Source organism: Sorangium sp. So ce176 (assembly GCF_051519835.1).
Lineage (GTDB): Bacteria > Myxococcota_A > Polyangia > Polyangiales > Polyangiaceae > Sorangium > Sorangium cellulosum_G.
The window spans coordinates 3,313,850-3,337,782 of the sequence record NZ_CP150371.1 but is presented as its reverse complement, the minus strand read 5'-3'; the positions used below and the strand labels follow the sequence as shown (position 1 = coordinate 3,337,782).

Sequence of the window (23,933 nt, the reverse complement as noted above, 5' to 3'; positions counted from 1 at the left end):
CCTTGGCTGGCGAAAGTGGCGGAGAGGGTGGCGTCCGCCACCCGGGCGGACGCTGTGCGGACGTCAGCATCCCTGGAAATCAGCCGCTTTTTTAGTCTGGCACGGAGCTTGACATTCCCCCTCCGACCATGAGCCAGCCCCGCGCAATCGTCCCCGGCGCGACCTATCTCCTCACGCGCCGTGTCCTACGAAGACACTTCCTCTTGCGTCCCGATTCAGCCATCACTCAGCTCATAATTTACACCCTGACCGTAACGGCTCGCCGCTATGGTGTTCTCGTACACGCGCTTTGCGTGATGTCCACACACCTTCATCTTGTTGTTACCGACACCCGTGGCGAGCTCCCACGCTTTCTTCAGCAGTTCCATCGCCTTGCCGCGCTCGGAACCAAGGTCCTGCGCGCGTGGGAGGGCCCGGTGTGGGACCATGGGGCGACGAGCGTGGTACACCTGGCAACACGGGATGCGCTTGTGGATAAGATAGCTTATACCCTCGCGAATCCAGTAACCGCTGGTCTCGTGCAGCACGCATACGAATGGCCAGGGGCGAAGGTGCTCGTAGGTGAGATCGGGAGCGGTACACTTCACGCGAAACGCCCCGAGACTTATTTTAACCCGAAGAACCCACAGTGGCCCGAAGAAGCCGCACTTCCGATCACGCTTCCGCCATCCGTACAAGCTAGCGATGCTGACCAGTTTCGCCGCGAGATCACACACAGGCTAGAGCAGCATGAGAAGCAGGCTCGTGCAACCGTAAAACAGAAGGAGCTTGACTTCCTCGGCGCCGCGCGCGCGTGCGAGGTTTCACCCTACGAGCGCGCTACGAGCCTGGAGCCGCTTCGAGAGCTCAATCCGACGTTTGCGGTGGGCCGAGGGCGTAAGCATGAACGAAAGGCCGCCATTGCTGCGATGCGGGCGTTTCGCGTCGCCTATCGCCGTTCGCTGGAGCATTGGCGAGCAGGCGTACGCACTACAGTTTTCCCTGTGGGAACATGGTGGATGCGTGTGTTTCACGGAGTTGCTGTCAACGACGGGGAGCTCGCCGCAGCGTAGGCGCCTCGCGAGCGCCCGTTGCCCTGAGATCGCTGTCGACGCTGTTGGGTGTCGACGCAACCACGGTCGGGCACCTCTGCGGCCCGCGCACGGGCCGGGTTGCAACCACGGTCGCTTCGCCGCAACCTCGGTCAGTTCGGCACGGGCCGGGTTGCAACCACGGCAGGCTCTCGGGGGACCAGGTGGCCACTTGAGGGCCGGTCGCAACCGCGGTCGGATCGGCAACCACGATTCGACGCCGATTCGGATTCGACGCAACCACGGTCGGGTGGCCGGCCGGCGGTTGGGTCGGCGGCCAGCGGCCAGGCCGCAACCACGGTCGGGTCGGGTGGCCGCGGGTGGCCGGGTCAACCTCGGTCAGTTCGGTTGGGTCAACCACGGTCGGTTCGGTTTCGGTTCGGTTGTCGGTTCGGTTCGAGGGCGCGCCTACGTCCCCGCCCAGCACGTTCGGCTCACGCCTCACGGCTCACCCGCCCCATGCTAGACCGCGCTGCGCCGATGCCCCCCGAGCGCCCCCTCCTCGCCGCCTCGATCTCCCCGCTGACCGCCACCATGGGCGAGCTCGCCCGCAACCTCGACGAGCTCGCCTCGAGCGACACCGACGCGAGCGGCGCACCTGCGTCCGCACCGGCCGACCACGAGCCGCTCCCGTCGTTCGACCTCCCCACGGACCGCCGCGTCGTCACGCCCCGCGACATCGCCGCGGAGCTCGCGGCCGCGCCGCCTGGCGCGCTCCACGTGACGGGCGCCGCCGGCTCGGCCGGCGCCCTCGTCGTCCGGCGCCTCATGGCCGCCGCCCCCGGCCGTCCCGTCGTCGCCGTCACCGCCGACGTCGACAGCGCCCGCGCCCTCGCAGCCGACGCCTCGTTCCTGCTCGCCGACCGGGACGCCGACGACGCCGAGGCCGCCGGCGCCACCGCCTCCGGCCGCGTCCTGCTCTACGTGCCGAACGAGGCCAGCCCGTACGCCGACGTCAACCCGGACCGCCGCGGCGCCCAGACCCGCCTCGCCACGCTCTTCCACCTCGGCATGGACCTGCCGTGGTCGGTCCTCGTCTGCCCCATCGCCGCGCTCGCCCGCAAGGTCGTGCCCAGGGACGAGGTCACCGAGCACGCCGAGCTCGTCATCGCCGAGCAGGAGATGGACCGCGACGCGCTCTCCGCCCGTCTCGGCGCCTCCGGCTACGTCCGCAGCCCCCTCGTCGAGGATCCCGGGTCGTTCGCCGTTCGCGGCGCCCTCCTCGACGTCTGGGCGCCCTCCGCCGAGCTGCCGGTGCGCATCGACTTCTACGGGGACATCATCGCGTCGATCAAGACCTTCAACCCCGACGACCAGCGCACGGTCGCCGACGTCAAGGAGGTCTGGCTCCCACCGGCGCGCGAGGCGATCCTCACCCCTGACAACGTCGAGCGCGCCCGCCAGCGCGTCCGCGCCGTCTGCGACGCCATCGACTTCCCCTCGTCCAAGGCGCGCGCCCTGGTCGACGACGTCGCCAGCGGCCGCGCCTTCTTCGGGGCCGAGGGCTACCTGCCGGCCTACGTCGACCTCGCCTCCTTCGCGGCGTACCTGCCCGACGACGCGCTCGTCCTCCTCGAGGACCCGGCCTCCCTCACCGCCGCCCTGCGCGACGAGCTCGGCCGCGCCGCCGCCGACCGGAACCACAAGGACCGCGAGCCGCACTTCCCGCTCGACGCCTTCTACGACGAGGAAGCGCGCGTCGCCTCGTGGCTCGGGGCCCGCACCGTGGTTGCGCTGCATCGCACCGGGGTTGAGGGCGCCGTGGAAAACCAGGACTCGCTGGAGCGCTTCGAGGTCGCCCCGGAGGGCGCTCCCTCCCTGGCCACACGCGACCAGTCGGACCTCGAGCGCGCCATCAAGGCCGCCCGTTCCTCGCGGGGCAAGCACGGCGCCCTCGACCCGCTGGTGCGCCGCGTCGTCGCTTGGCAAGAAGCGGGCCTGCGCGTGCTCATCGCCGCGCGCGCACAGACCCAGGTTGAGCGCCTCGTCACCCTGCTCCGCCACCGCGACGTGCGGGTGAAGGCCCACCTCGGCCCGTTCGACCCTGCCTTCCTCGACGGCACGAGCCCGGCCGCCCCGCGCGACACCGCGCTCGTCGTCACCGGCTCGCTGGCGCGCGGCGTCATCGCCCCGGCCGAGGGGCTCGCGCTCGTCACCGAGGAGGAGATCTTCGGCGCCCGCGCCCACCGCCGCGCCGCCCGCGCCGCAGCCTCCTCCGCGAAGCCCTCGCAAGCGTTCCTCGAGGACCTCCGCAACCTCGGTGTCGGCGACTACGTCGTCCACGTCGACCACGGCATCGGCCGCTACCTCGGCCTCGTCCACAAGCAGGTCGGGTCAACCACGGTCGATCTCATCGCCGTCGAGTACGCCGGCGGCGACAAGCTCTACCTCCCCGTCTACCGCCTCAACCAGATTCAAAAATTCAGCGGCGGCGAGGGCGCCCCCAGGCTCGACCGGCTCGGCGGGCAGACGTTCGCCAAGACGAAGGCGCGGGTCGAGAAGAGCGTCCGCAAGATGGCCGACGAGCTCCTGCGCCTCTACGCCGAGCGGCGCGCCGCCACCGCCGAGCCCGTCGATCCGCCGGACGACGACTACCGCGCCTTCGAGGCCACCTTCCCCTTCGACGAGACGCCCGACCAGGCCCGGGCCATCGCCGAGGTCGCGGCCGACCTCGAGTCCGGTCGCCCCATGGACCGCCTCGTCTGCGGCGACGTCGGGTTCGGAAAGACCGAGGTTGCCATCCGTGCCGCCTTCCGCGCCGCCAACGCCGGCCGGCAGGTCGCCGTCCTCTGCCCAACCACGGTGCTCGCGCAGCAGCACTACCTCAGCTTCAAGACCCGCATGGCCTCCTACCCCATCGAGGTCCGCGCCCTGTCCCGCTTCCAGACCAAGCAGGAGCAGGACGAGGTCTCCCGCGGCCTCCGGGACGGCAGCGTCGACGTCGTCATCGGCACCCACCGCCTCCTCTCCAAGGACATCCACTTCAAGCGCCTCGGCCTCCTCGTCGTCGACGAGGAGCAGCGCTTCGGCGTCACCCACAAGGAGCGCATCAAGGCCCTCAAGACCAACGTCGACGTCCTCACGCTCTCGGCCACCCCCATCCCCCGCACCCTCCAGATGGCGGTCTCCGGCCTGCGCGACATGTCGATCATCAGCACCCCCCCGATCGACCGCCGCGCCATCCGCACCGTCGTGACGCGCCACGACGAGGCCGTCCTCCGCGAGGCCGTCCTCCGCGAGGTCGGCCGCGGCGGCCAGGTCTTCTACGTCTACAACCGCGTCGAGGGCCTCTACGAGCGCGCCGCCCGCCTCGCCGAGCTCGTCCCGAGCGCCCGCATCTGCGTCGCCCACGGCCAGATGAGCGAGCAGAACCTCGAGCAGGCCATGCTCGACTTCGTCGAGGGGCGCTACGACGTCCTCTGCGCCACCGCCATCATCGAGAGCGGCCTCGACATCCCCCGCGCCAACACGATCCTCATCGACCGCGCCGACATGTTCGGCCTCTCGCAGCTCTACCAGCTCCGCGGCCGCGTCGGCCGCTCCAAGGAGCGCGCCTACTGCTACCTCATCGTCCCGCCCCCGAACGCCATGACCGACGAGGCCCGCGCCCGCATCGAGGCCCTCGAGCGGCACACAGAGCTCGGCTCCGGCTTCCAGATCGCCTCGCTCGACCTGGAGCTGCGCGGCTCCGGCGACCTCCTCGGCGCCGAGCAGAGCGGCACCGTCGCCCAGGTCGGCTTCGAGCTCTTCTGCCAGATGCTCGACGAGGCCGTCCACGAGCTCCGCGGCGAGCCCGTGGTCCACGACGTCGATCCCGAGCTCTCGTTCGACACCGACGCGCTTCTGCCAGAGGAGTACATTTCCGACGTCGGCGTACGCCTCTCCCTCTACAAGCGGCTCGCCAGCGCCGGCGGGGCCGAGGACGTCCAGGACCTCGCCGTCGAGATGGAGGACCGCTTCGGCCCGCCGCCGATCGAGGCGCGCCGGTTCGTGCACCTGATGCGGCTCAAGACCGAGCTGCGCCGGCTGAAGGCGCTCGCGTGCGAGGCGAGCGCCAAGGGGGTCACGCTGCACCTGCGCGAGGACACCCCGCTCGACCACGCCAAGGTGCTCCGGCTGGTGCAGCCGAAGGGCTCGCCGTACCGGCTCTCGCCCGACATGCGGCTCTCCCGCCGCGCCAGGGACGGCGAGGTCTTCACGAGCGGGCTGGAGGCGACCGACAAGCTCCTCAGCGAGCTCGCCGGCTGCCTCAAGGACGGCGCCTGAGCCGCGCGCCGGAGCGCGGCTCCCTCAGGAACCGGCCGTGATCACGACCGATGGCGCCGACCGCTGCGACGGCCCGTGGTGGACGGCCTCGATGTTGTTCCCGTCGGGATCGAGCACGAAGGCACCGTAATACCCTGGGTGGTACTGCCGCTCCCCGGGAGCGCCGTTGTCGCGGCCCCCGGCGGCGAGCGCCGCCTCGTGGAAGCGGTGCACCTGCTCCCGGTCCGCCGTCTGGAAGGCGAGGTGCACGCGCGACACCGGCCCGCCGTCGCTCGGCGAGACGAACAGCTCGTCCGCGGAGAAATAGCCCGGCCCGTCCTGCACCGGGTCGCGCCCGAGCACCTGCAGCACCGCGCTGTAGAAGCGCTTGCTCCGCTCCAGGTCGGCGACGCGGAGATGAACATGGTCGATCAACCTGCCCAGGTGAAATTGCATGGCGAGAATGCCTACTACGGCGCCCTGCAGCGTGGAAGTCCGCGGGGCCGAGGCGACGCGACGCCCCGACGGTGATACCCTCTCGTGACGGGAGGGGATGGATGACCGATCGCCCGGCTCGCGAGCGGCTCGAGGCGCTCCAGCGGACCGTCATGACGTGCTGGTACAGCCCGTTCCAGCTCGCCCGCTCCGCGCTCGACATGACCGTCTCCCGCCTGATGGGCGCGCGCGGCGACTTCCGGCTCCTCGAGGCGATCGCGGGGCCCCAGGCGCCGTTCGACTTCGCCGTCCGCGGCGGCGCCGCGCGCGACGAGCTCTGGCTCGACTACGTGGCGGACACCGGCGACGGCTTCAACCCGACGTACGCGATCGCGAGCGTGCTCGCCCGGCCGGCGCTCTCGCTCGGCGGGCGGGAGACGCGGCGCGGAGAGGTGCTGATCATGGGCGGCGACCAGGTGTACCCCTCGGCCACGCGGCAGGCGTACTGGACGCGCCTCGTCGAGCCCTACGCGGCCGCGCTCCCGAAGGCCGAGCTGAAGGAGGCGCCGTACCTGTTCGCGATCCCGGGCAACCACGACTGGTACGACGGGCTGACGAGCTTCATGCGCCTGTTCGGCCAGAAGCGCACGCTCGGCGCGTGGAAGACGCTCCAGTCGCGGAGCTACTTCGCGCTCAAGCTCCCCCACGGCTTCTGGCTGCTCGGCGTGGACATCCACCTCGAGGCCGACATCGACCAGCCGCAGATCGAGTATTTCTGCCGGCTGGCGAGGCAGGAGATGCGCGACGGCGATCGCGTGGTGCTCTGCACCGCCGAGCCGGACTGGGTGAAGGGCGCCCTCTACAACCCCGATCTCCAGAGCAACCTCGCGTTCTTCGAGAAGCAGCTCGCGGACGCGCGGCCCGGGGTCGAGGTCGTCGCGCGCGTCGCCGGCGATCTGCACCACTACCGCCGCCACGAGTCCGCGGACGGCCGGCAGAACATCACCGCGGGCGGCGGGGGCGCGTTCCTGCACCCGACCCACGGCGAGCTGGTCGAGGAGGTCCGCTCCGGCGCGGGCGCGGACCAGCGTCGCTATGCCCTGAAGGCGTCGTTCCCGTCAGCGTCGGATTCGCGCCGGCTCGCCTGGCGCAACCTCCTGTTCGCCCGGTACAACCTCGGCTTCTGGCCAGTGGCCGCCTTCGTTTACATGCTCTCTTCCCTGACGTTGCCGAAGCCCGGATCGGGCGCGGTGGCGTGGGTGCTCGTCGTCCTGCTCCTGTTCATCTTCTTCACCGACACGAGCCGGGCCTGGTATCGCCGCCTCGCCGGCTCGCTCCACGCCTTCGCGCACCTCGGGGCCGCGCTGGGGCTCACCTACCTCGGCGGCGCGCTGCTCGACGTCGACGTCCGGCACCACGCGTCGCTGTGGAGCCTCCTCGGCGTGACGCTCTTCGTCGGCGTGACCGGCGCCGTGGTCGGGTCGACGCTCATGGGCGTCTATCTCCTGATCTCGCTCAACATCGCGCGGCGGCACGGCAACGAGGCGTTCTCGGCGCTCCGGATCGAGGACTACAAGAACTTCCTGCGCATCCACGTCCACCCCGGGGGGCTCACCGTTTATCCCGTCGGGCTGAGAAAGGTGCCGCGCGCGTGGAAGGTGGACGAAGATCGCAAGCCGGGCGCACCGTGGTTCGTCCCCGCCTGCGGCGCGCTCGAGCCGGAGCTCATCGAGGAGCCGATCACGATCCCGATCGCGCCGCAGCACCGCCGGCGCGGCCAGCCCACGACCGACGCGGCGGTCGCCGGCGCGTGCGAGCGCTCGGCCAGCGCGCCGCGCGAGCCCGAGGAGCTGAGCGAGCCGCGCGAGCCGCGGAGCCGCCCCTCGGCGGCAGGCGCGACCGCGGACGCCGGCGCCCCCGATCCGTAGCGGCCGGGATCGCCGGGCGAGCTCCCCTGCATGAGGCAGATCGCCTCATGCAGGGACATTCTGCCTTCCTCGCGCCGGGCGCATGCGAGAACGCGCGGACGCCGCCGCGGACGGCGGCGCGACTGGCCTGCTCGCGAGGCGCTCGTGGACCCTCTGTTGCGCGCGTGTCACGTCGCCCCGGGAGCCGCGCTGTCAGGGCGAGGCGGCGAAGCTGGGCATCGTCGGCGCTGGCGGGCGCGGGCAGATGGCGCGCTGCTCGCCGGGGGGCGCCAGCGGATCCTGACCTTCGCGCGGGCACGAGCCCGGACCGTTGGCGATGGCGTCCTGCTCGCGGTCCTCCGGGGTCCACTCGCGGTTGATGCTGGGCGCGTTCGCGAGCCCCTCGGCGCACCCCGTGGCGGCAGCGACGAGGAGCAGCGCGAGGGCGGCGCGGATCGGGGAGCGAAGACATCGTTTCATGGGCACATCCCATCTCCACCGTGGCGCCGGCGCTCGCGCCGGTGCACGGAAGCTGTCGGGGTTTCCCGACGACTGTTCACGGTCCGTGCCAGGTCGAGGTCGTCGGTCCGTTCGGCTGCCGGTCCGCCCGTGGCGGCCGCCGGGCTCGGCCCTGCGAGGCGATCGAGCCGAGCGCGGCGACGGCGGCCGCGGGCGTGGCCTGATGCGTCGCGCATGGCTTGCGTCCCTGCGCAAAGGCCCAAGGTGGTGGGCGGGGGGTCTGTGCCCAGCGCGACCCCGGAAGGAGTGTCGATATGGCGAGAGACGTCATCGAGGTCCTGAACGACCTCATCCAGCTCGATCGCGACGCGGTCGCCTCGTACGACCAGGCCATCGAGGCGTGCGAGCACGCTCGGATCAGGGAGATGCTCGGGAGGTTCCGGGACGATCACGCGCGCCACGTGGTGGATCTGAGCGCGCACGTGTCGTCGCTCGGCGGCGCCCCGGCGCAGACCCGCGACCTCAAGGGCAAGATCATCGAGGGGTTCACGGCGATCACGAGCATGGGAGACCAGAGCGCGCTCCTCGCGATGCGCGGCAACGAGGAGCTCTCGAACCGGCAGTACGAGGCGGCGCTGAACGAGGGTCTCACGACCGAGGCGCGGGCCATCGTCGAGCGCAACTACGACGATGAGAAGCGGCACCTCGCGTGGATCAAGGACGCGCTGACGAGGAAAGTCTGGGATCAGGCCGCGTAGGCGGGCGCGCTCGGCCCGCGGCGGTGGCGAACACGAACTTGAGCAAGTTGCATGGTGGGGGTAATATGAAATCGAATCGGTACATCCATGTCGCGCTCACCGTGGGCGCGCTCGCGGCCGCGCCGGCGCTGGCGGCCGCTCAGACGGGCAGCACGGGCCAGCCGCACCAGCGTGAGTCGGGCACCCCGGGGGCGCCGCAGGGCGGCGCGCAGCACGGCGGCGCACAGCAGGGAGGCAGCGCGCAGCAGGGAGGCAGCGCGCAGCACGGCGACCAGGCCGGCGCGAGCGGCGGCCAGCGCGCGCAGCAACAGGGGCAAGGCCAGAAGAAGCAGGCCATGAAGCCCATGAAGCTCCAGGAGCAGATCTCGTTTCAGGTCGAGGACGGGTGCACGTACACGGCCTCCGTGAACGGCCGGATCGAGCAGACCGCGGCGGGCAAGTCGCAGCAGCCCTCGGGCATCCAGCCCGGCGGCGGCAGCCAGGGACGGGGCGGCACGGGCGCGCAGGGCCAGACGGGCGGCGCGGCGCAGGCGCCCGGCAGCGGCGCCCACGCCCACGCCGGCGGCGCGCAGGGCCGCGGCCAGGACACCGGTGGCGTCCAGGCTCCGGCCGGGGGATCTCAGGCCGACAGTCAGGCGCAAGCCGGAAGGGCTCAGGCCGGCAGCCAGGCGCAAGCCGGCAGGGCGCAGGGAGGCAGCCAGGATCAGGCCGGCAGGACGCAGGGCGGCGGCGCTCAGGGCGAGCGCCAGGCCCAGGCCGGCGCGGCGCAGGGCGGCAGCCAGGCCGGGTCAGGGGCCAGCGATCAGGAGAAGGTGAAGCCCAACCTCACGGTGTCCGCCTCGATGAGCTGCCCGAACGCGCCGGAGCTGCGGGTCACGGACACGCTGAAGACGGACACCGCGGTATCCCGCTCGGAGCTCGAGGAGATGATCTCGCGCCGCGCGAGCATCGCGACCGAGAAGAGCGGGCGCTTCTGCATGTACGTGCCGCAGTTCGAGCTGACGCGCGAGAAGCTGAGCGGAAAGGGCATCGCCCAGCTCTGTCGCGTGCCGGCGTCGGATCAGAAGCAGGGGATGCGGTAGGCAGCGGGGGTGAGAGAGGGCGGTCCCGAGCGCGCTCGCGCCCTCAGGACCGCCCGGCGACCGCGGCGCCGCGAAAGCGGGCGCGGGCGCGGCTCAGGGTCACGGCTCCCCGTGATCCGCATGGTCCAGAGCGCACTGCGTCGACGTCAGCCTTGCGACCACGTAGGGCCGCTCCGTCTGCGAGTAATAGCCGGTCGAAGACGAGGTGACGCTCCAGGTGTGGCCCAGCAGATTCCCACTCAGATCACTGTAGAGACGCATGTACGCCGTCCCCGGCCCCGTGGTGAACGTGCCGGCGGAGCAGCTGCTGCCCCCCGTCCACCGGCTATCGGGATAGGTCGTGTTGCATCCATGCTTCGAGGAGGTGGAGTCGATGATGGGCAACGCCCACTGCCTCGTGCTCAGGAACTTCGGATTGAGCTGCGTCGTGAGCTCCACCGCCGCACCGTTGACGATCGCGGTGTGCCCCGAGTATGTCATCGTCTTGTTGAGGACGAGCACGTCACCCGCAGCGATGGAGGTGACGTTCGAGATCACCGCGATATCCAGGCCAGCCTTCGACTGCTGCGCGACGAGCTTGGCATAGTACTGTTCCGAGCTCGGGCTCTGTGAACCCCAGAGGTTGAAGAGATCGTCCTCGTCGAACTCCTCTTCCAGCATCGGGTCCCCGTGCTCCCAGAACTCGTTCGCCTGGATCAGCGAGAACAACGCGGCGCCGGTCCCCACCACGGGGGGGTTAGCGACGGCGGTGAGCGCGCCCGCATGGATGGCGGAAGGGACATCGAAAGCGGGGTCTTCCTCACCGCACACCTCGTCGGCCTCTGCGCGGGCGGAGCCGAACGCGACGAGAGAAGCAGCAGCAGACACCATCAGAAAGCGAGACACATTGCTGAGCATGAATTACCTCGGTTAACGGTTACCACGTTGCAGTTCCGCAGGCCGAGCAGATTCGGTTGAGGAGGTCGATCGTGTACAGCCAGAGAATCGCACCTGGTCGGGTCGAGCCTAGCCTCCAACGTTTACTTCCCATACACGGCTTCCGTCAATACACTTCGAGCATCACTCGAGCAAAAGACTCATTTTGATAGGCTCATGTGGGACACAAGAGCTCTTCGGATGGCACCGTCGGACAGTGTCCACCGTCTTGATGGAGGCCACGACTCATCGGCTCGACCATCACGCGGCTGACGCCGTGCGCCAACATCTCTGAGAGGGAGCTGCTCATCAATCGGGCGATCCCGGAGATTGGTTCTGCTGGAATCCAGCAGCACTCGACGCCTACGGCCGGAGCCGCGTTGCGCGGCGATGGCCGTTGCGACCAGGACGCGACAGGCGACCGGTGCCGGTTGACGTTGGCGCGCGGGGCTCCAGGTGACGGAACGATCGCCCGGAGGCCCACGATGACGAAGCGACCGAGCAGTCCTTATGAGAAGGATTCGCGCTGCTGGCCCGGCTACGAGCCGGTCCCTGGCAAGCGACCCAACGAGCAGGGGAGCTGCCGCAAGAAGCCCGCGAGCAGGAACGGAGGGGTCGAAGTCGACCGAGAGGAGGCCCGGCGCAAGGCCGAGCAGGCGGCCCGGAGTCCGGAGGAGCGCGCCGCGGTCAAGAAGAAGAGCGGCTCACCCGAGGTACGCGCCGAGGGACGGAGGACGGCGAGGCGGGCGGGCAGCGCGACGACGCGCACGAAGAGCGTGGCTACCAAGAGCACGCCCAGGAAGCGCGCAGCCACAAAGAGCACGCCCCGGAAGCGCGCGGCCACAAAGAGCACGTCGAAGCGCGGCACGCGCTCCCGATCCTCGGCGCGCTCGGGGTGAGCGGCAGCGGGGGACGGGCGCGCCTGGGCGGGACGTGGGGACGGACGCCGAGCGCGGCGCGGCGCGGCGCTGTCGCTGGCCTGGAGCGATCTCACATGATGGCGGCTGGCCCTCGGCTCCGGGCCGCGTCGACTCGACATCGCCGTCCGGCCCGGGCAGCGGCCGCTGTCTCGGATGTGTGAGCTACCGGGCGCGCCCCGGGGTGGGCGGGCATGCGCCGACGCGCCGTGAGACACGCGCCGACGCGCAGGGGACCGCGCGCCGGCGTGGTGATGGAGAGGGGATCACTCCGAGAACGGCAAGCAGGACGTCAGCTTGCCAATGGCGTAGGGACGCGTGGAGGGCGAATAGTAGGCAGCGCCCGAGGTGACGCTCCACGTGTAGCCCAGCAGGTTTCCTGAGAGATCCGTGTAGAGGCGCATGGAAGCCGTACCCGGCCCCGTTGTGAACGTGCCTCCGGTGCACGCACCCGACCAGCGGCTGTCCGGGTAGCTGACGTTGCAGCCGTGGACCGAGGAGGTCGCGTCGGCGATCGGCAGGACATATTGCTTCGTGCTGGCATAGATCGGGCTCAAGGCCGTCGGGAGCTGCGTCGCCGGACCCGTGATGATGGCGGCGTGGCCGCTGTACGTGACGGTGCCCGACGAGTTGACCACCTGGTCGATGGCCAGGAGGTCGCCCGCCGCGATATCGGCGACGTTGGTGACACGCTCGAAATAGTTTTCTGCGACGATGTTGTCGTAGTAGATATGAGAGTTCGGGCTGGTCGAGCCCCAGAGCACGGCGATGTCGGTGCCCGTGTAGCCCGACTGATCCCTCATGGCGCGCGTGAAGAACGGAGCGCCGTTGGAGACCGGTGTTTCAGCCTCGATGAGATCGAGCGCCGCCTCCGCGACATCGCTGCACGCCTCGGCCGGAGCGGAGCCGAGCACCACGAGAGAAGCAGCAGCAGAGACCATCAGAAAACGAGCGGCATTGCTGAGCATGAGTTACCTCGGTTGACGGTTACAACGTTGCCGTTCCGCAGGTCGAACAGATTCGGTCTAGGAGGAGTCACAGCCAGCAAGTGGCACCTGGTCGGGTCGAGCCTAGCATCCAGCATCTACTGCCTATACCGGGCCACCGTCAACCTGCTTCCACCTCGACAGTCAGCTCAGGCATCGTTTTTCTAGGTTCATGTAGTACATAGCAGCTCCCGGTCGCATTGCCGCATCGTGTCGACCGGTGCATGAACGCCACACTCCATTGACTCGGGCGTCCATGCGGCAGCGCCTCGCGCGAACGCCTTTGCGAGACGCGCCCTCGGAGGAAGCTCGGCACTGAAGAATGGTTCTGCTGGATTCCAACCGTCTTCGTTAAATTTTAATACCCTCGCTGCAATCGCGCTGCGACGGCAGGACCGGGACAGGGCGCGCGTGGCGAGGGAGCGCCGGGGGAGCGCACGCTCGCGAGCGGCACGCCGGGAGAGAGGCACGCGCCCCGGGTCAGCCCGTGGCCCGCGGGGACGCGGAGCGCCGCGAGGCGGCACCAGGCTGCCGCCCCGCGCCAGCTCCCCCCCGCCGGATGGCCTCAGTACGGCAGCTCATCCAGCGCAGGCACCTCCGGGGGCCGCCCGCGCGCGCCGTTCTTCCCGAGCCGCGCGGTGGTCGGCACCCCCGCCCCGGGCTGCGTCGCCTCGCCGTCGTCCTCCAGCCCCGGCGGCGGCTGCCCGAGGGCGCGGCGCCCGGTGAAGCGGAGGTCCCGCGCGATCACCTCCGTGCGGTAGCGACGGATTCCATCCTTCTCGTAGCTCGACGTGCGCAGCCCGCCCTCGATCAGCACGCCGTCCCCCTTGGTCAGCACCTTCGCGAGCGCCTCGGCGCGCGGCCCCCAGAACACGATGTTGTGCCACTCGGTGCGCTCCTTGGGCTCCTTGTTCTTGTCGACGAACGACTCGTTCGTCGCCATGCGGAGCTGGAGCACCGGCGTACCGTTGCCGGTGTAGCGCAGCTCCGGATCGGACCCGAGATTGCCCATGAGAATCACCTTGTTCAGTCCTTCGTTCATGATGTGCTCCCTTGGATTGCGTGTCGTCTTCTGATGTCGTTTGATGTCGTCTCTGTCGCCTGTACCGTCTGCTGTCGTCCGCGTTCTTCTCTTTATCTTCCTGCCGTTGTGCGTCGCTCCTCGTGAGGCGCCATGTCGTCCTGGAAGGCGAGGAGCGGGTCCGGCGGCGCCCCGTCGCCGGACTCGCCCTCTGCGGGCACCGCTCAGGATTCCATCGCCGCGCTGCCCCCGGGCCGCGCCGGCGCCGCCGCGTCGACGGCGGCGCGGAGCGACGTCGCGAGCGTCGGCTTGCCGATCAGCGCCTCCGGGCGCGCTCCCTCCCCTGCCCTATGTGCTCGCCGCCGAACGACAGGTGCGCGCCGCTCTTCTCCACCACGCCGAGCTGGCAGGCGAAGTCGATGAGATCCGCGGCGCTGTCGATGCCGGAACCCCAGCGGATGTCGAACTCGGCCTCACGGAACGGGGGCGCCAGCTTGTGCGGACCGACGGTTTGTTGACCGGCCCGCCACACAGGCAACGTTGGCCCGCCACACAGGCAACGTTGGCCCGCCTCCGTGCCGCTGGACACCCGCGGGACGACGGTTGCGCACGGCTCCGCGCGCGCGCTCTGCCTACGGAGCGGCGAACCCAGGACCGGCCTCGTCCGGCGCGCCGACTGCCCAGAGCCGGGCCCCGTCGCGCAGGTAGATCCGCCCTTCACCGACCGAGATCGCCGCCGCGTTCAGGCGGCGGTCGACGGTCCTCGGCCGGAACGCACGGCACGGCGCCGGCAGCGGCCAGCGCCACAGGCGATCGAACGGCGGCTCGGCGCGCTCGGCCACGAGCTCCGCCGGGCTGGCCCAGGCGATGGCCTGGCCGTCCACGCCCACGATCGCTGGCAGCTTCGCCGACCAGAGGTCCATGCCGAGCGACGAGGCGCCGCAAGACGCCGCGGTCGGCGGCGCCGGACAGCCCGACCCGAGCGGCGACCACCCTTGCGCCGCGCCGGTCGCGGCGTCGCAGCGATAGAGCCGCACCTCGGCTCCCTCGGCCGCCACCGCCGCGAGCTGGATCACAGCACCGCCCCGCTTCGCTTGTCCCGGGCCGCCAGCGCGCTGTGGTCCACCGGGTCGACCGCACCACCCGCGCCGCGAGCCGGCCTGGTCGCGCCGAGCACCCAGTGCATCGATCGCATCACCATGACAAGCGTCACTACCGAGAGCGACCGTGAGTCGGCGCCGGTGCGGGTGCGCTCGGGAACCAACGGTCAGGGACAGGGCCCGATGCAGTCAGGGACAGGACCCGATGCGCTCGGAACCCTCCCACGCTCTGCACGGTTGACCCATCGGAGAAAACCTCTGCCTGGAGCTTCCCCCGTCGCGCCTGGCGGGCTCGCGCGACCACCACCATTGACATGGGCGCGCGGGAGCACAGGGATCGCTCGGAGCCGGAACAACTGCGTCGCCGGCGCCCCAGCCGAGGCGATCCGACGAGCCGGCGCTGCCCCTGGCCGCCCGGCCTCTGGCCGCCCGGCCTCTGGCCGCCCGGCCTGTCCAGGAAGACGTGTTCATGCGTGTTGCCAGTGACATCGGCGGAACGTTCACCGACCTCGTCGCCTTCGATGAGGAGACAGGAGAGCTCTCGCTGGCCAAGGTCCCCACCACACCGGACGATCTCACGCGAGGTGTCCTGGAGACCCTCGATCGAGCGCGGATGGCGGCCGCCCGGATAGGGTGTTTCATCCACGGCACGACCCTGATCATCAACGCCCTCACCGAGCGCAACGGCGCGCGCACCGGGCTGCTCACGACGCGGGGCTTTCGCGATGTGCTGGAGATCGGCCGAGCCAACCGGCCGGACATCTACAACTTCTCCTTCCGCAAACCCGAGCCCTTCGTCCCGCGGGATCTGCGCCTCGAGGTCACGGAGCGGATGAACCACAAGGGCGAGGTGCTCACGCCGCTCGACGAGGACGGCGCGCGGCGCGGCGTCCGCGCGCTCCTCGACCGGGGCGCCCGCGCCATCGCCATCTGCTTCCTGCACGCCTACGGGAACCCGGCCCACGAGCGCCGCGCCGCCGAGATCGCCCGCGCAGAGGCCCCCGCCACGCCGGTGAGCGTGTCCTCCGAGATCACGCGGGAGTGGCGCGAGTACGAGCGCACGAGCACCGCGGTGCTGAACGCATACGTCCAGCCGCTCGCCGCCTCGTACCTGAGCAGCCTGGAGAGCCGCCTGACCGGGCGCGGGGCTGCGAGCCCAGCGCTGCATGTCATGCAGTCGAGCGGCGGCATCACCACGTTCCCCGAGGCGCGCGCCGCGCCCATCCGCCTCGTCGAGTCCGGGCCGGCGGGCAGCGTGCTCGGCGCCGTCGCCCTCGGGCAGCTCCTCGGGGAGCGCGACATCATCTCCCTCGATATCGGGGGCACGACGGCGAAGTGCGCCGCCCTCCAGGGCGGAGAGGCGCGCATCACCACCGAGTACAAGGTGGAGTGGACGCCGACGTCCCCGGGATACCCCCTCATGATCCCGGTGGTCGACATCGCAGAGATCGGCGCCGGCGGCGGCTCGATCGCCCGCATCGACGAAGCCGGACGGCTGGAGGTCGGCCCGCGGTCGGCAGGCGCTGTGCCCGGGCCGGCCTGCTACGGCCGAGGAGGAGAGGAGCCGACCGCCACCGACGCGAACCTCCTGTGCGGCCGCATCAACCCCGCGTACTTCCTCGGCGGCAGCATCCCGCTCGACGTGCAGGCCGCCGGCAGGGCGATCCGTCGGATCGCCGCGCCGTGCCGCGTCACCGAGGCCGAGGCCGCCCGCGGCATCCTCCGCCTCGCGAACGCGACCATGGAGAACCTGCTCAGGCGCGTGACCCTCCGCCGCGGGTACGATCCGCGGGAGTTCGCGCTCATCGCCTTCGGCGGCGGCGGCTCGATGCACGCCTCGGCCCTGGCGCGCAGCCTCCAGATCCGGCGGGTCATCGTCCCTGTCGCGCCGGCGCATTTCTCGGCCTGGGGCATGCTCATGGCCGATCTGCGGGCCGACCTCGTCCGGACCGCCATGGTGCGGGCCGAGCCGTCGCAGACATCGACGCTCGCCGCGCTCCTCCGGGACATCGAGCCCGAGATCATCGCCCGCGTCTGCCGGGGAGGGCTCGACCCCGGCCGCGTCTCCACGCGTCGCTTCGCGGAGCTGCGTTATGTCGGCCAGGAGCACACCGTCAAGGTCCCCCTCCCCGCCGGCCCGCCGGACAGCGCTGCGCTGGAGCAAGCTCTCCAGCGCTTCCACGCGCTCCACGAGCAGCGGTACACGTTCCGCCTGGAGACCGCCGTGGAGATCGTGAGCCTCCACGTCGCAGCCCTCGGCGCCGTGGACAGGCCGCATCCAGCGCGGCTGGAGCGCTCACCGCCGGATCCCGCGCCCGCGCGCAAAGGCTCTCGGGTCGTCGATTTCGACGATCTCGGGATCCTCCAGAGCCCCCTTTACGAGCGCGCTCTCCTCCGGCCCGGCATGCGCGTCGAGGGACCGGCCATCGTCGAGGAGCCGGCCGCCTCGACGGTGCTGTTTCCAGGAGATCGCCTCACGGTGCACGAGCAGGGCAGCCTCCTCATCGACATCGACACTCCCACCGGCAGGTGAAGCGCCCCCTGACCGCTTGAGCCGACGGATCCGCCATGAGCACAGGAACCACGATCGATCCCTTCACGCTCGAGATCATCAAGAACGAGCTCATCGCCGCGGGCGACGAGATGTTCTACGCGCTGCAGCGGACCGCGATGAGCCCCATCATCTACGAGGTCCTCGACTATGCCGCCGGGCTCACGGACGCGCGCGGAGACCTCCTCACGCAGGGCAACGGGGTCGCCGACTTCATCGGCGCGCTGAGCTTCGCCGTCGCCCACGTCCTCGATAGGTTCGGGAGAGAGCGCCTGGCGAGCGGCGATATCGTCATCCTGAACGATCCCTACGCGGGCGGCGGCACGCACCTCTCCGACGTCGCGTTGATCATGCCGATCTTCCACGACGGCGAGCTCGTCGCGTTCGCCGTGGACAAGGCGCACTGGACCGAGGTCGGCGGCAAGGATCCGGGCTCCTGGACCACCGACGCGACCGACGTGTTCCAGGAAGGGCTCCAGTTCCCCGGCATCAAGCTCTTCGAGGCCGGCAAGCCCGACGAGGGGCTCCTCGAGCTCATCCGGGCCAACGTGCGCACGCCCGACGCGACGCTCGGCGACCTGTACGCCTGCGTGGGCGCGCTGCGCGTGGGCGAGCGTGCGCTGCACGGCATCCTTCGCAAGTTCGGCAAGGGCACCGTCCTCTGCGCCATGAAGGAGCTCCTCGGCGAGGGCGAGCGCAGGGCTCGCCTGGAGCTGCAGAGGCTCCCCCGGGGGACCTACGAGGCGACCGACTTCATCGACGACGACGGCATCGGGAACGGCCCGTTCGAGGTGCGGGTGAAGGTGACGATCGACGACAGCTTCCTCTGCGACTTCACAGGGACGAGCGCGCAGGTGCCCGGGCCCATCAACTGCGGCCGCACCAGCCTGCATTCGGCGGTACGCCAGGCCTGGAAGGCGATCACCGATCCCCTGCTCCCGACCAATGAGGGCGTGTTCCGACCGGTACAGGTCGTCTGCCCTCCCGGGACGATCTTCACGGCGGACAGGCCGGCCCCCGTCTCCACCTACTGGGAGACCATGCAGTACGCGACGGACCTCGTCTGGAAGGCCCTGGCGCACCTCGCGCCGCGTCGCCTGACCGCCGGACACTTCCTCTCGGTCTGCGGCACCATCGTCCATGGCATCCACCCCGACGATGGGACTCCCTACCTCCTCGTCGAGCCGCAGGCGGGCGGCTGGGGGGCGGGCGCGGACAAGGACGGCGAGAGCGGCCTCGTGTGCGCCGGCGACGGCGAGACCTACATGATCCCCGTCGAGATCTGCGAGACGCGTTATGGGCTCCGCGTCGAGCAGTACGCGCTGGATATCGTCGACGGCGGGGCGGGCGAGCGCCGCGGCGGGCGTGGCCTCGTGCGCGATTACCGCATCACGTCGGCGTGGGCGACGGTCACAGCGACCTTCGGTCGGCATCGATTCCCGCCGTGGGGGCTGAACGGCGGCCAGCAGGGCTCGCCCAATTACCTGGAGTTCGTGCACGAGGACGGCGGCCGGACAGCGATGGGCAAGTGCGCCCGTCACCTCCTCAAGCGGGGTGAGCTCTGCCGGCTGCACACGGGCACGGGCGGCGGGTACGGCGATCCGGCGCGGCGGAGCCGCGCGCGCGTGCTCGACGATCTGCGCTGCGGCTACATCACCGAGCAGCAGGCCAGGCGCGATTACGGCTTGCGCGACGCGGAGGAGCCGGCGCCTTCGCCCCTCCGCGCCGACAAGGCATGAACCCGCGGCTTCAGGTGGAGGTGACTGCTCATGCGCATGGGGATCGACGTCGGCGGGACCAACACCGACGCCGTCATGGTGGACGGCGCGGAGGTCGTGGCGAAGGTCAAGGTGCCGACCACGGCCGACGTGAGCGGCGGTGTCCTCGAGGCTGTGAGCCGCCTCTTGGAACGAGCGCGGGTGCCGGTCGGCCAGATCCGCGGCGTCATGCTCGGCACCACCCATTTCACGAATGCGCTCGTGGAGCGCCGCCGGCTGCAGGAGGTCGCGGCGGTGCGGCTCGGGCTACCGGCGACCGCGGCGCTGCCGCCGATGGTGGACTGGCCTTGCGATCTGCGCAGGGCGCTTGGCGACCACGGGTTTCTGGCCCATGGAGGTCACGAGTTCGACGGTCGCCGGCTGTCGCCCGTCGAGGCCGGCGAGCTGCGCCGCATCGCCCGGGAGATCGGCCGGAGAGGCCTCCGCTCCGTCGCGATCGCCAGCGTCTTTTCACCCGTCAACCCCGAGGCCGAGCTCGAGGCCGCGGCGATCCTGCGGGAGGTGCTGCCGGACGCCTCCCTCAGCCTGTCGCACGAGATCGGCCGGATGGGGCTCCTCGAGCGGGAGAACGCCGCCATCTTGAACGCCTGCCTCAAGGACGTTTCGACGACGACGATCCGAGCGTTCCACGACGCCTTGGCGCAGGCCGGCGTCTTGGCGCCGCTCTATCTCACCCAGAACGACGGCACCCTGATGAGCTCCGACCGGGCGGAGCGCTATCCGGCCTTCACCTTGTGCTCGGGCCCCACGAACTCGATGCGCGGCGCCGCTTTCCTCACGGGCCTCACGGACGCGATGGTGGTCGATATCGGCGGCACCACGACCGACGTGGGCGCGCTGCGCCGCGGGCTGCCGCGCGAAGCGTCGATGACGTTGCGGGTGGCTGGCGTGCGCTGCAACTTCCGCATGCCCGACGTCCTGTCCATCGGGCTCGGCGGCGGAAGCCATGTGCTCGACGGACCTCTCCGGATCGGGCCGCGAAGCACCGGCCACGAGCTGACACAGCGAGCGCTGGTGTTCGGGGGCGACACGCTGACCGCCACGGACATCGCCGTGGCCGCAGGGAGCGCTGTCATTGGCGACCGCGCGAAAGTCGCGCACCTCCCAGACGAGCTCGTCGCGCGCGCGGCGCTGCGGATCCACGAGATGGTCGAGGCCGCCATCGATCGGGGCAAGCCCGCGGCGGCGGACATTCCGGTCGTCCTGGTGGGCGGGGGCTCCTTACTGATTTGCAGGCCGCTCCAGGGGACCTCCGAGATCGTCAGGCCTCGGCACGCCGACGTCGCCAACGCAGTCGGCGCCGCCATCGCGCAGGTGTCCGGCGAGGTGGACCGGGTCGTCAACCTGGAGAGCCGATCCCGGGACGACGCGCTGGCAGAGGCGCAGGCGGAGGCGATCGCGAAGGCCTCGGCCGCAGGCGCTGACCCGGCCAGCATCCACCTCCTCGACATCGAGGAGGTGCCGCTCGCCTACCTGCCGTCCAACGCGACCCGGATCCGGGTCAAGGCGATAGGCGATCTGCGGAACGGGTGAGGAGGCTGGGATGGGATTCGTGCTGGAGCGCAAGGACCTGCCCGACCTGTCCCTCGGCGCCGCCTTCCTGGGCACGGGCGGCGGCGGAGATACCTATATCGGCCGGCTGATGCTCGAGCGCGTGATGGAGGAAGGGCGCCGCGTGGAGATCGTCCACCTCGCGGAGGTGGGAGACGGAGATTACGTGATCCCTACGGCGATGATGGGGGCTCCGACCTGCCTCATCGAGAAGATACCGCGCGGCGACGAGAACGCGCTCTCGCTGCGCCGGCTGGAGGCATTCCTCGGCGTCCGGGCGACATGCACCATGCCCTCCGAGGCGGGCGGGATGAACTCGACCGTGCCGCTCATCGTGGGAGCGCAGCTCGGGCTGCCGGTCGTGGACGCCGACGGAATGGGCCGCGCCTTTCCCAACATGTACCAGGTGACATTTCATGTCCACGGCGTCCCCGGAACGCCGATGGCCATCACGGACGAGCACGGCGACACGGTGATCCTCACGGCCTGCGACAACTTCAAGTTGGAGTGGATCTCCCGCGGCATCACGATCCGCATGGGAGGCTGCGCGCACACCGCCGAGTACCCCATGAATGGGCCGACGGTGCGGCGAGCGGCCATCGGCGGCACCCTGGGCGTCTGCTTGGCGCTCGGGAAGGCGATCCGGGAGGCGAACGAGCAGCACAGAGATCCGTTCGATCGCCTCGTCGGTGCCCTTCGAGAGACGCCCTACCGTCACGGCCGCGTCCTCTGGACTGGCAAGGTGATCGAGGTCTACCGCCGCACCACGGAGGGCTTCGCCAGGGGCTGGGTGCATATCCGGGACACCGAGGGCTCCGGGGAGACGCTGGAGGTGCTGATCCAGAACGAGAATCTGGTCGCCCGCGTCGGGACGCGCGTCCTGTGCAGCGTGCCTGATCTCGTATGCATCCTGGATCGCGAGACCGCAGAGCCGATCACCACGGAGGCGCTGCGCTACGGGCAGCAGGTGAATGTCATCGGCGTGGCGGCGCCGCCGCTCCTGCGCACACCCGAGGCGCTGGAGGTCTTCGGGCCCCGCGCCTTCGGCATCGATCTCGATTTCGTCCCCCTCGAGGAGAGCGAGCCGTGAGCGCGCGCGAAGGACGCGAGACACGCGAGACGCCGCGCGCGGGCCAGCACCACGGCCGCGGGACCACAGCGAAGGCGCGGCGCTGGGGCATGATCGGGCGCGACGACTTCCCCCTGGCCCGCGTGCCCGAGGCCGAGCGCTACCCGTGGTGGAGCGTCGCCGTCCAGCGGTTCGGCGAGCTCTCCGCGCTGTCTCAGCTCCTCCTCGGCGCCACGCTCGGCTTCCACATGACCTTCTGGGGCGCCTTCTGGGCGCTGACCCTGGGCGTGGTCCTCCTGGAGATCGTCGCGGTGCTCATCGGGGTCGCCGGCCAGCGAGAGGGCCTGTCCACGTATGTCCTCGCCCAGTGGACCGGCCTGGGACGTCACGGCGCCTCGCTGTTCGGCCTGCTGACCGCGGTGAGCCTGGTCGGATGGTTCGGTGTCCAGAACGCCATCTTCGCCAAGGGCCTCGCGGCGCTCGCCGGCACGGAGGTGCCGCTGTGGGTCTATTGCATCGTCACCGGAGCCGCCGTCACGCTGATCGTGATCTACGGGTTCAGCTCGATGGCCTGGACCTCGTACATCACGGTTCCGCTCTTCCTGGCCCTGAGCGCCTGGGCGGTCCGGAACGCCCTCGTCCGGCACGAGGTGGCCGATCTCGTATCGATGCCTCCGCCAGGAGAGCCCATGAGCGTCGCGGCGGGCGCAACCCTCGTGGCCGGCGGGTTCATCGTGGGTGCGGTCCTCACCCCGGACATGACCCGGTACAACCGTTCGGGGGCCGACGTGGTCAAGCAGACGCTCGTCGGGGTGACCCTCGGCGAGTACACGATCGGCCTCACCGGCGTGCTCCTGGCCCACGCCGTCCAGAGCGCGGATGTCATCCACATCGTGACGACGGAGGTCGGGGTCGCCGGGGCGGCGATCCTCGTGACGGCCACGTTGAAGATCAACGACTGGAATCTGTACTCGGCTTCCCTCGGCCTGGTGAACACGGTCCATCAGACGACGGGTCGACACGTCTCGCGGAGCGCGATGACGCTCGCGGTGGGTGCGGCGGGGACGGCGCTCTCGATCGCCGGGATCCTGGAGCACCTCGTCGGATTTCTCACGCTGCTCGGGGTCGCTTTCCCGCCCATCGCCGGCATCATGATCGCCGAATACTATGTTGTGCGCCGGCATCGCGCCGTGCTCGAGCGCACCCGGTCTACCGGCTCGCTGCCCCCGACGGTGGAGTCCATGAGCCTTCGCGCGCTCCTCGCCTGGGCGGGCGGGATGGCGGCGGGATACCTCATTCGCGCCGGCATTCCGGCCATCAACGCGCTCCTGTGCGGCTTTCTCGTCTACATCGCGCTGAACCGGAGAACGTCGGCCTCATGAGGAGCACCGCGCACGCAGAACGGCTCGGGGTTGACAGGCCCCCTTCTGCGTCGCCAGCGGGTGGGCCGCGGCACTGGGCCAGAGAGATGTCACATGAAGGCGGGAAGGTGGGAAGAGTTCTGCAGATTCCTTCCCGCCTCCCCGCCTTCAACTTCAGATGACGGCACCACGGAGCGATGCGAGGCGCCTTCAGGCGTCCGCCTCGCTCGTCTCTCCTCCTCCCTCAGTACGGCAGCTCATCCAGCGCAGGCACCTCCGGGGGCCGCCCGCGCGCGCCGTTCTTCCCGAGCCGCGCGGTGGTCGGCACCCCCGCCCCGGGCTGCGTCGCCTCGCCGTCGTCCTCCAGCCCCGGCGGCGGCTGCCCGAGGGCGCGGCGCCCCGTGAAGCGGAGGTCCCGGGCGATCACCTCCGTGCGGTAGCGACGGATTCCATCCTTCTCGTAGCTCGACGTGCGCAGCCCGCCCTCGATCAGCACGCCGTCCCCCTTGGTCAGCACCTTCGCGAGCGCCTCGGCGCGCGGCCCCCAGAACACGATATTGTGCCACTCGGTGCGCTCCTTGGGCTCCTTGTTCTTGTCGACGAACGACTCGTTCGTCGCCATGCGGAGCTGGAGCACCGGCGTACCGTTGCCGGTGTAGCGCAGCTCCGGATCGGACCCGAGATTGCCCATGAGAATCACCTTGTTCAGTCCTTCGTTCATGATGTGC

At 70.3% G+C, this 23,933-nt stretch carries 20 protein-coding genes; 11 read left to right on the top strand and 9 right to left on the bottom strand.

Annotated elements, in window-relative coordinates; genetic code table 11:
* Positions 1–128 precede the first annotated feature (128 nt).
* Together WMF42_RS12720 and mfd are read left to right on the top strand one after the other, a co-directional pair.
* A complete protein-coding gene (locus WMF42_RS12720) occupies positions 129–1,052 on the top strand; it encodes a transposase (protein WP_437692094.1) in 924 nt (307 codons plus the stop codon).
* A gap of 498 nt (positions 1,053–1,550) precedes the next feature.
* On the top strand, positions 1,551–5,336 hold the full coding sequence (gene mfd, locus WMF42_RS12715) for a transcription-repair coupling factor (RefSeq protein ID WP_233561312.1): 3,786 nt from the start codon (positions 1,551–1,553) through the stop codon (positions 5,334–5,336).
* A 24-nt stretch (positions 5,337–5,360) separates the two neighbouring features.
* On the opposite strand, the gene WMF42_RS12710 is transcribed toward mfd, so the two are convergent.
* Entirely contained in the window at positions 5,361–5,771 is a 411-nt protein-coding gene (locus tag WMF42_RS12710; protein ID WP_061607334.1) for a VOC family protein, read from the bottom strand.
* Between the two features lie 101 nt (positions 5,772–5,872).
* On the opposite strand from WMF42_RS12710, the gene WMF42_RS12705 reads away from it, so the two are divergent.
* Positions 5,873–7,678, top strand: coding sequence for a metallophosphoesterase (locus WMF42_RS12705; RefSeq protein ID WP_437692091.1), 1,806 nt, complete (start codon positions 5,873–5,875; stop codon positions 7,676–7,678).
* Positions 7,679–7,870: 192 nt separating this feature from the next.
* Here WMF42_RS12705 and WMF42_RS12700 read toward each other — a convergent pair whose 3' ends face one another.
* Positions 7,871–8,137: a hypothetical protein gene (locus WMF42_RS12700; protein ID WP_061607332.1), complete on the bottom strand. Its 267-nt coding sequence runs from the start codon at positions 8,135–8,137 to the stop codon at positions 7,871–7,873.
* A 293-nt stretch (positions 8,138–8,430) separates the two neighbouring features.
* Between WMF42_RS12700 and WMF42_RS12695 the strand changes: the two genes are divergently transcribed.
* The gene (locus tag WMF42_RS12695) at positions 8,431–8,874 is read left to right on the top strand and encodes a PA2169 family four-helix-bundle protein (protein ID WP_061607331.1); all 444 of its coding nucleotides are present in this window, start codon (positions 8,431–8,433) and stop codon (positions 8,872–8,874) included.
* Positions 8,875–8,939: 65 nt separating this feature from the next.
* Positions 8,940–9,956, top strand: coding sequence for a hypothetical protein (locus WMF42_RS12690; protein WP_437692089.1), 1,017 nt, complete (start codon positions 8,940–8,942; stop codon positions 9,954–9,956).
* Positions 9,957–10,055: 99 nt separating this feature from the next.
* Here WMF42_RS12690 and WMF42_RS12685 read toward each other — a convergent pair whose 3' ends face one another.
* On the bottom strand, positions 10,056–10,853 hold the full coding sequence (locus tag WMF42_RS12685; protein ID WP_437692087.1) for a hypothetical protein: 798 nt from the start codon (positions 10,851–10,853) through the stop codon (positions 10,056–10,058).
* Positions 10,854–11,356: 503 nt separating this feature from the next.
* Between WMF42_RS12685 and WMF42_RS12680 the strand changes: the two genes are divergently transcribed.
* The gene (locus WMF42_RS12680) at positions 11,357–11,770 is read left to right on the top strand and encodes a hypothetical protein (RefSeq protein WP_437692085.1); all 414 of its coding nucleotides are present in this window, start codon (positions 11,357–11,359) and stop codon (positions 11,768–11,770) included.
* Between the two features lie 284 nt (positions 11,771–12,054).
* Here the strand turns inward: WMF42_RS12680 and WMF42_RS12675 are convergent, their stop codons facing one another.
* The 5 genes from WMF42_RS12675 to WMF42_RS12655 all read right to left on the bottom strand — a co-directional run bounded on the left by WMF42_RS12675 (position 12,055) and on the right by WMF42_RS12655 (position 14,996).
* Positions 12,055–12,756 (bottom strand): hypothetical protein, encoded by a 702-nt coding sequence (locus WMF42_RS12675; RefSeq protein ID WP_437692083.1) that lies wholly within the window; start codon positions 12,754–12,756, stop codon positions 12,055–12,057.
* Positions 12,757–13,339: 583 nt separating this feature from the next.
* The gene (locus WMF42_RS12670) at positions 13,340–13,816 is read right to left on the bottom strand and encodes a single-stranded DNA-binding protein (RefSeq protein ID WP_061607328.1); all 477 of its coding nucleotides are present in this window, start codon (positions 13,814–13,816) and stop codon (positions 13,340–13,342) included.
* Positions 13,817–14,111: 295 nt separating this feature from the next.
* Complete coding sequence (locus WMF42_RS12665) at positions 14,112–14,327, bottom strand: hypothetical protein (protein WP_437694266.1); 216 nt, start codon at positions 14,325–14,327, stop codon at positions 14,112–14,114.
* 100 nt (positions 14,328–14,427) lie between these two features.
* On the bottom strand, positions 14,428–14,871 hold the full coding sequence (locus WMF42_RS12660) for a hypothetical protein (RefSeq protein ID WP_437692081.1): 444 nt from the start codon (positions 14,869–14,871) through the stop codon (positions 14,428–14,430).
* Positions 14,868–14,996: a hypothetical protein gene (locus tag WMF42_RS12655; RefSeq protein WP_434047050.1), complete on the bottom strand. Its 129-nt coding sequence runs from the start codon at positions 14,994–14,996 to the stop codon at positions 14,868–14,870. Before WMF42_RS12655 ends, WMF42_RS12660 begins: the two co-directional genes overlap by 4 nt.
* A gap of 368 nt (positions 14,997–15,364) precedes the next feature.
* Between WMF42_RS12655 and WMF42_RS12650 the strand changes: the two genes are divergently transcribed.
* The 5 genes from WMF42_RS12650 (at position 15,365) to WMF42_RS12630 (ending at position 23,226) form a co-directional block, all read left to right on the top strand.
* The gene (locus tag WMF42_RS12650) at positions 15,365–17,428 is read left to right on the top strand and encodes a hydantoinase/oxoprolinase family protein (RefSeq protein WP_437692079.1); all 2,064 of its coding nucleotides are present in this window, start codon (positions 15,365–15,367) and stop codon (positions 17,426–17,428) included.
* Between the two features lie 35 nt (positions 17,429–17,463).
* Positions 17,464–19,185 (top strand): hydantoinase B/oxoprolinase family protein, encoded by a 1,722-nt coding sequence (locus WMF42_RS12645; protein WP_437692077.1) that lies wholly within the window; start codon positions 17,464–17,466, stop codon positions 19,183–19,185.
* Between the two features lie 30 nt (positions 19,186–19,215).
* On the top strand, positions 19,216–20,757 hold the full coding sequence (locus WMF42_RS12640; RefSeq protein ID WP_437692075.1) for a hydantoinase/oxoprolinase N-terminal domain-containing protein: 1,542 nt from the start codon (positions 19,216–19,218) through the stop codon (positions 20,755–20,757).
* Between the two features lie 10 nt (positions 20,758–20,767).
* A complete protein-coding gene (locus WMF42_RS12635; RefSeq protein WP_434047046.1) occupies positions 20,768–21,865 on the top strand; it encodes a DUF917 domain-containing protein in 1,098 nt (365 codons plus the stop codon).
* Positions 21,866–21,954: 89 nt separating this feature from the next.
* Positions 21,955–23,226 carry a purine-cytosine permease family protein gene (locus tag WMF42_RS12630; RefSeq protein ID WP_437694264.1) on the top strand — a complete coding sequence of 424 codons (1,272 nt, stop codon included), beginning with the start codon at positions 21,955–21,957 and terminating at the stop codon, positions 23,224–23,226.
* Between the two features lie 223 nt (positions 23,227–23,449).
* On the opposite strand, the gene WMF42_RS12625 is transcribed toward WMF42_RS12630, so the two are convergent.
* Positions 23,450–23,926, bottom strand: a complete 477-nt coding sequence (locus WMF42_RS12625) for a single-stranded DNA-binding protein (protein WP_061607328.1) — start codon at positions 23,924–23,926, stop codon at positions 23,450–23,452.
* Positions 23,927–23,933: the final 7 nt, after the last annotated feature.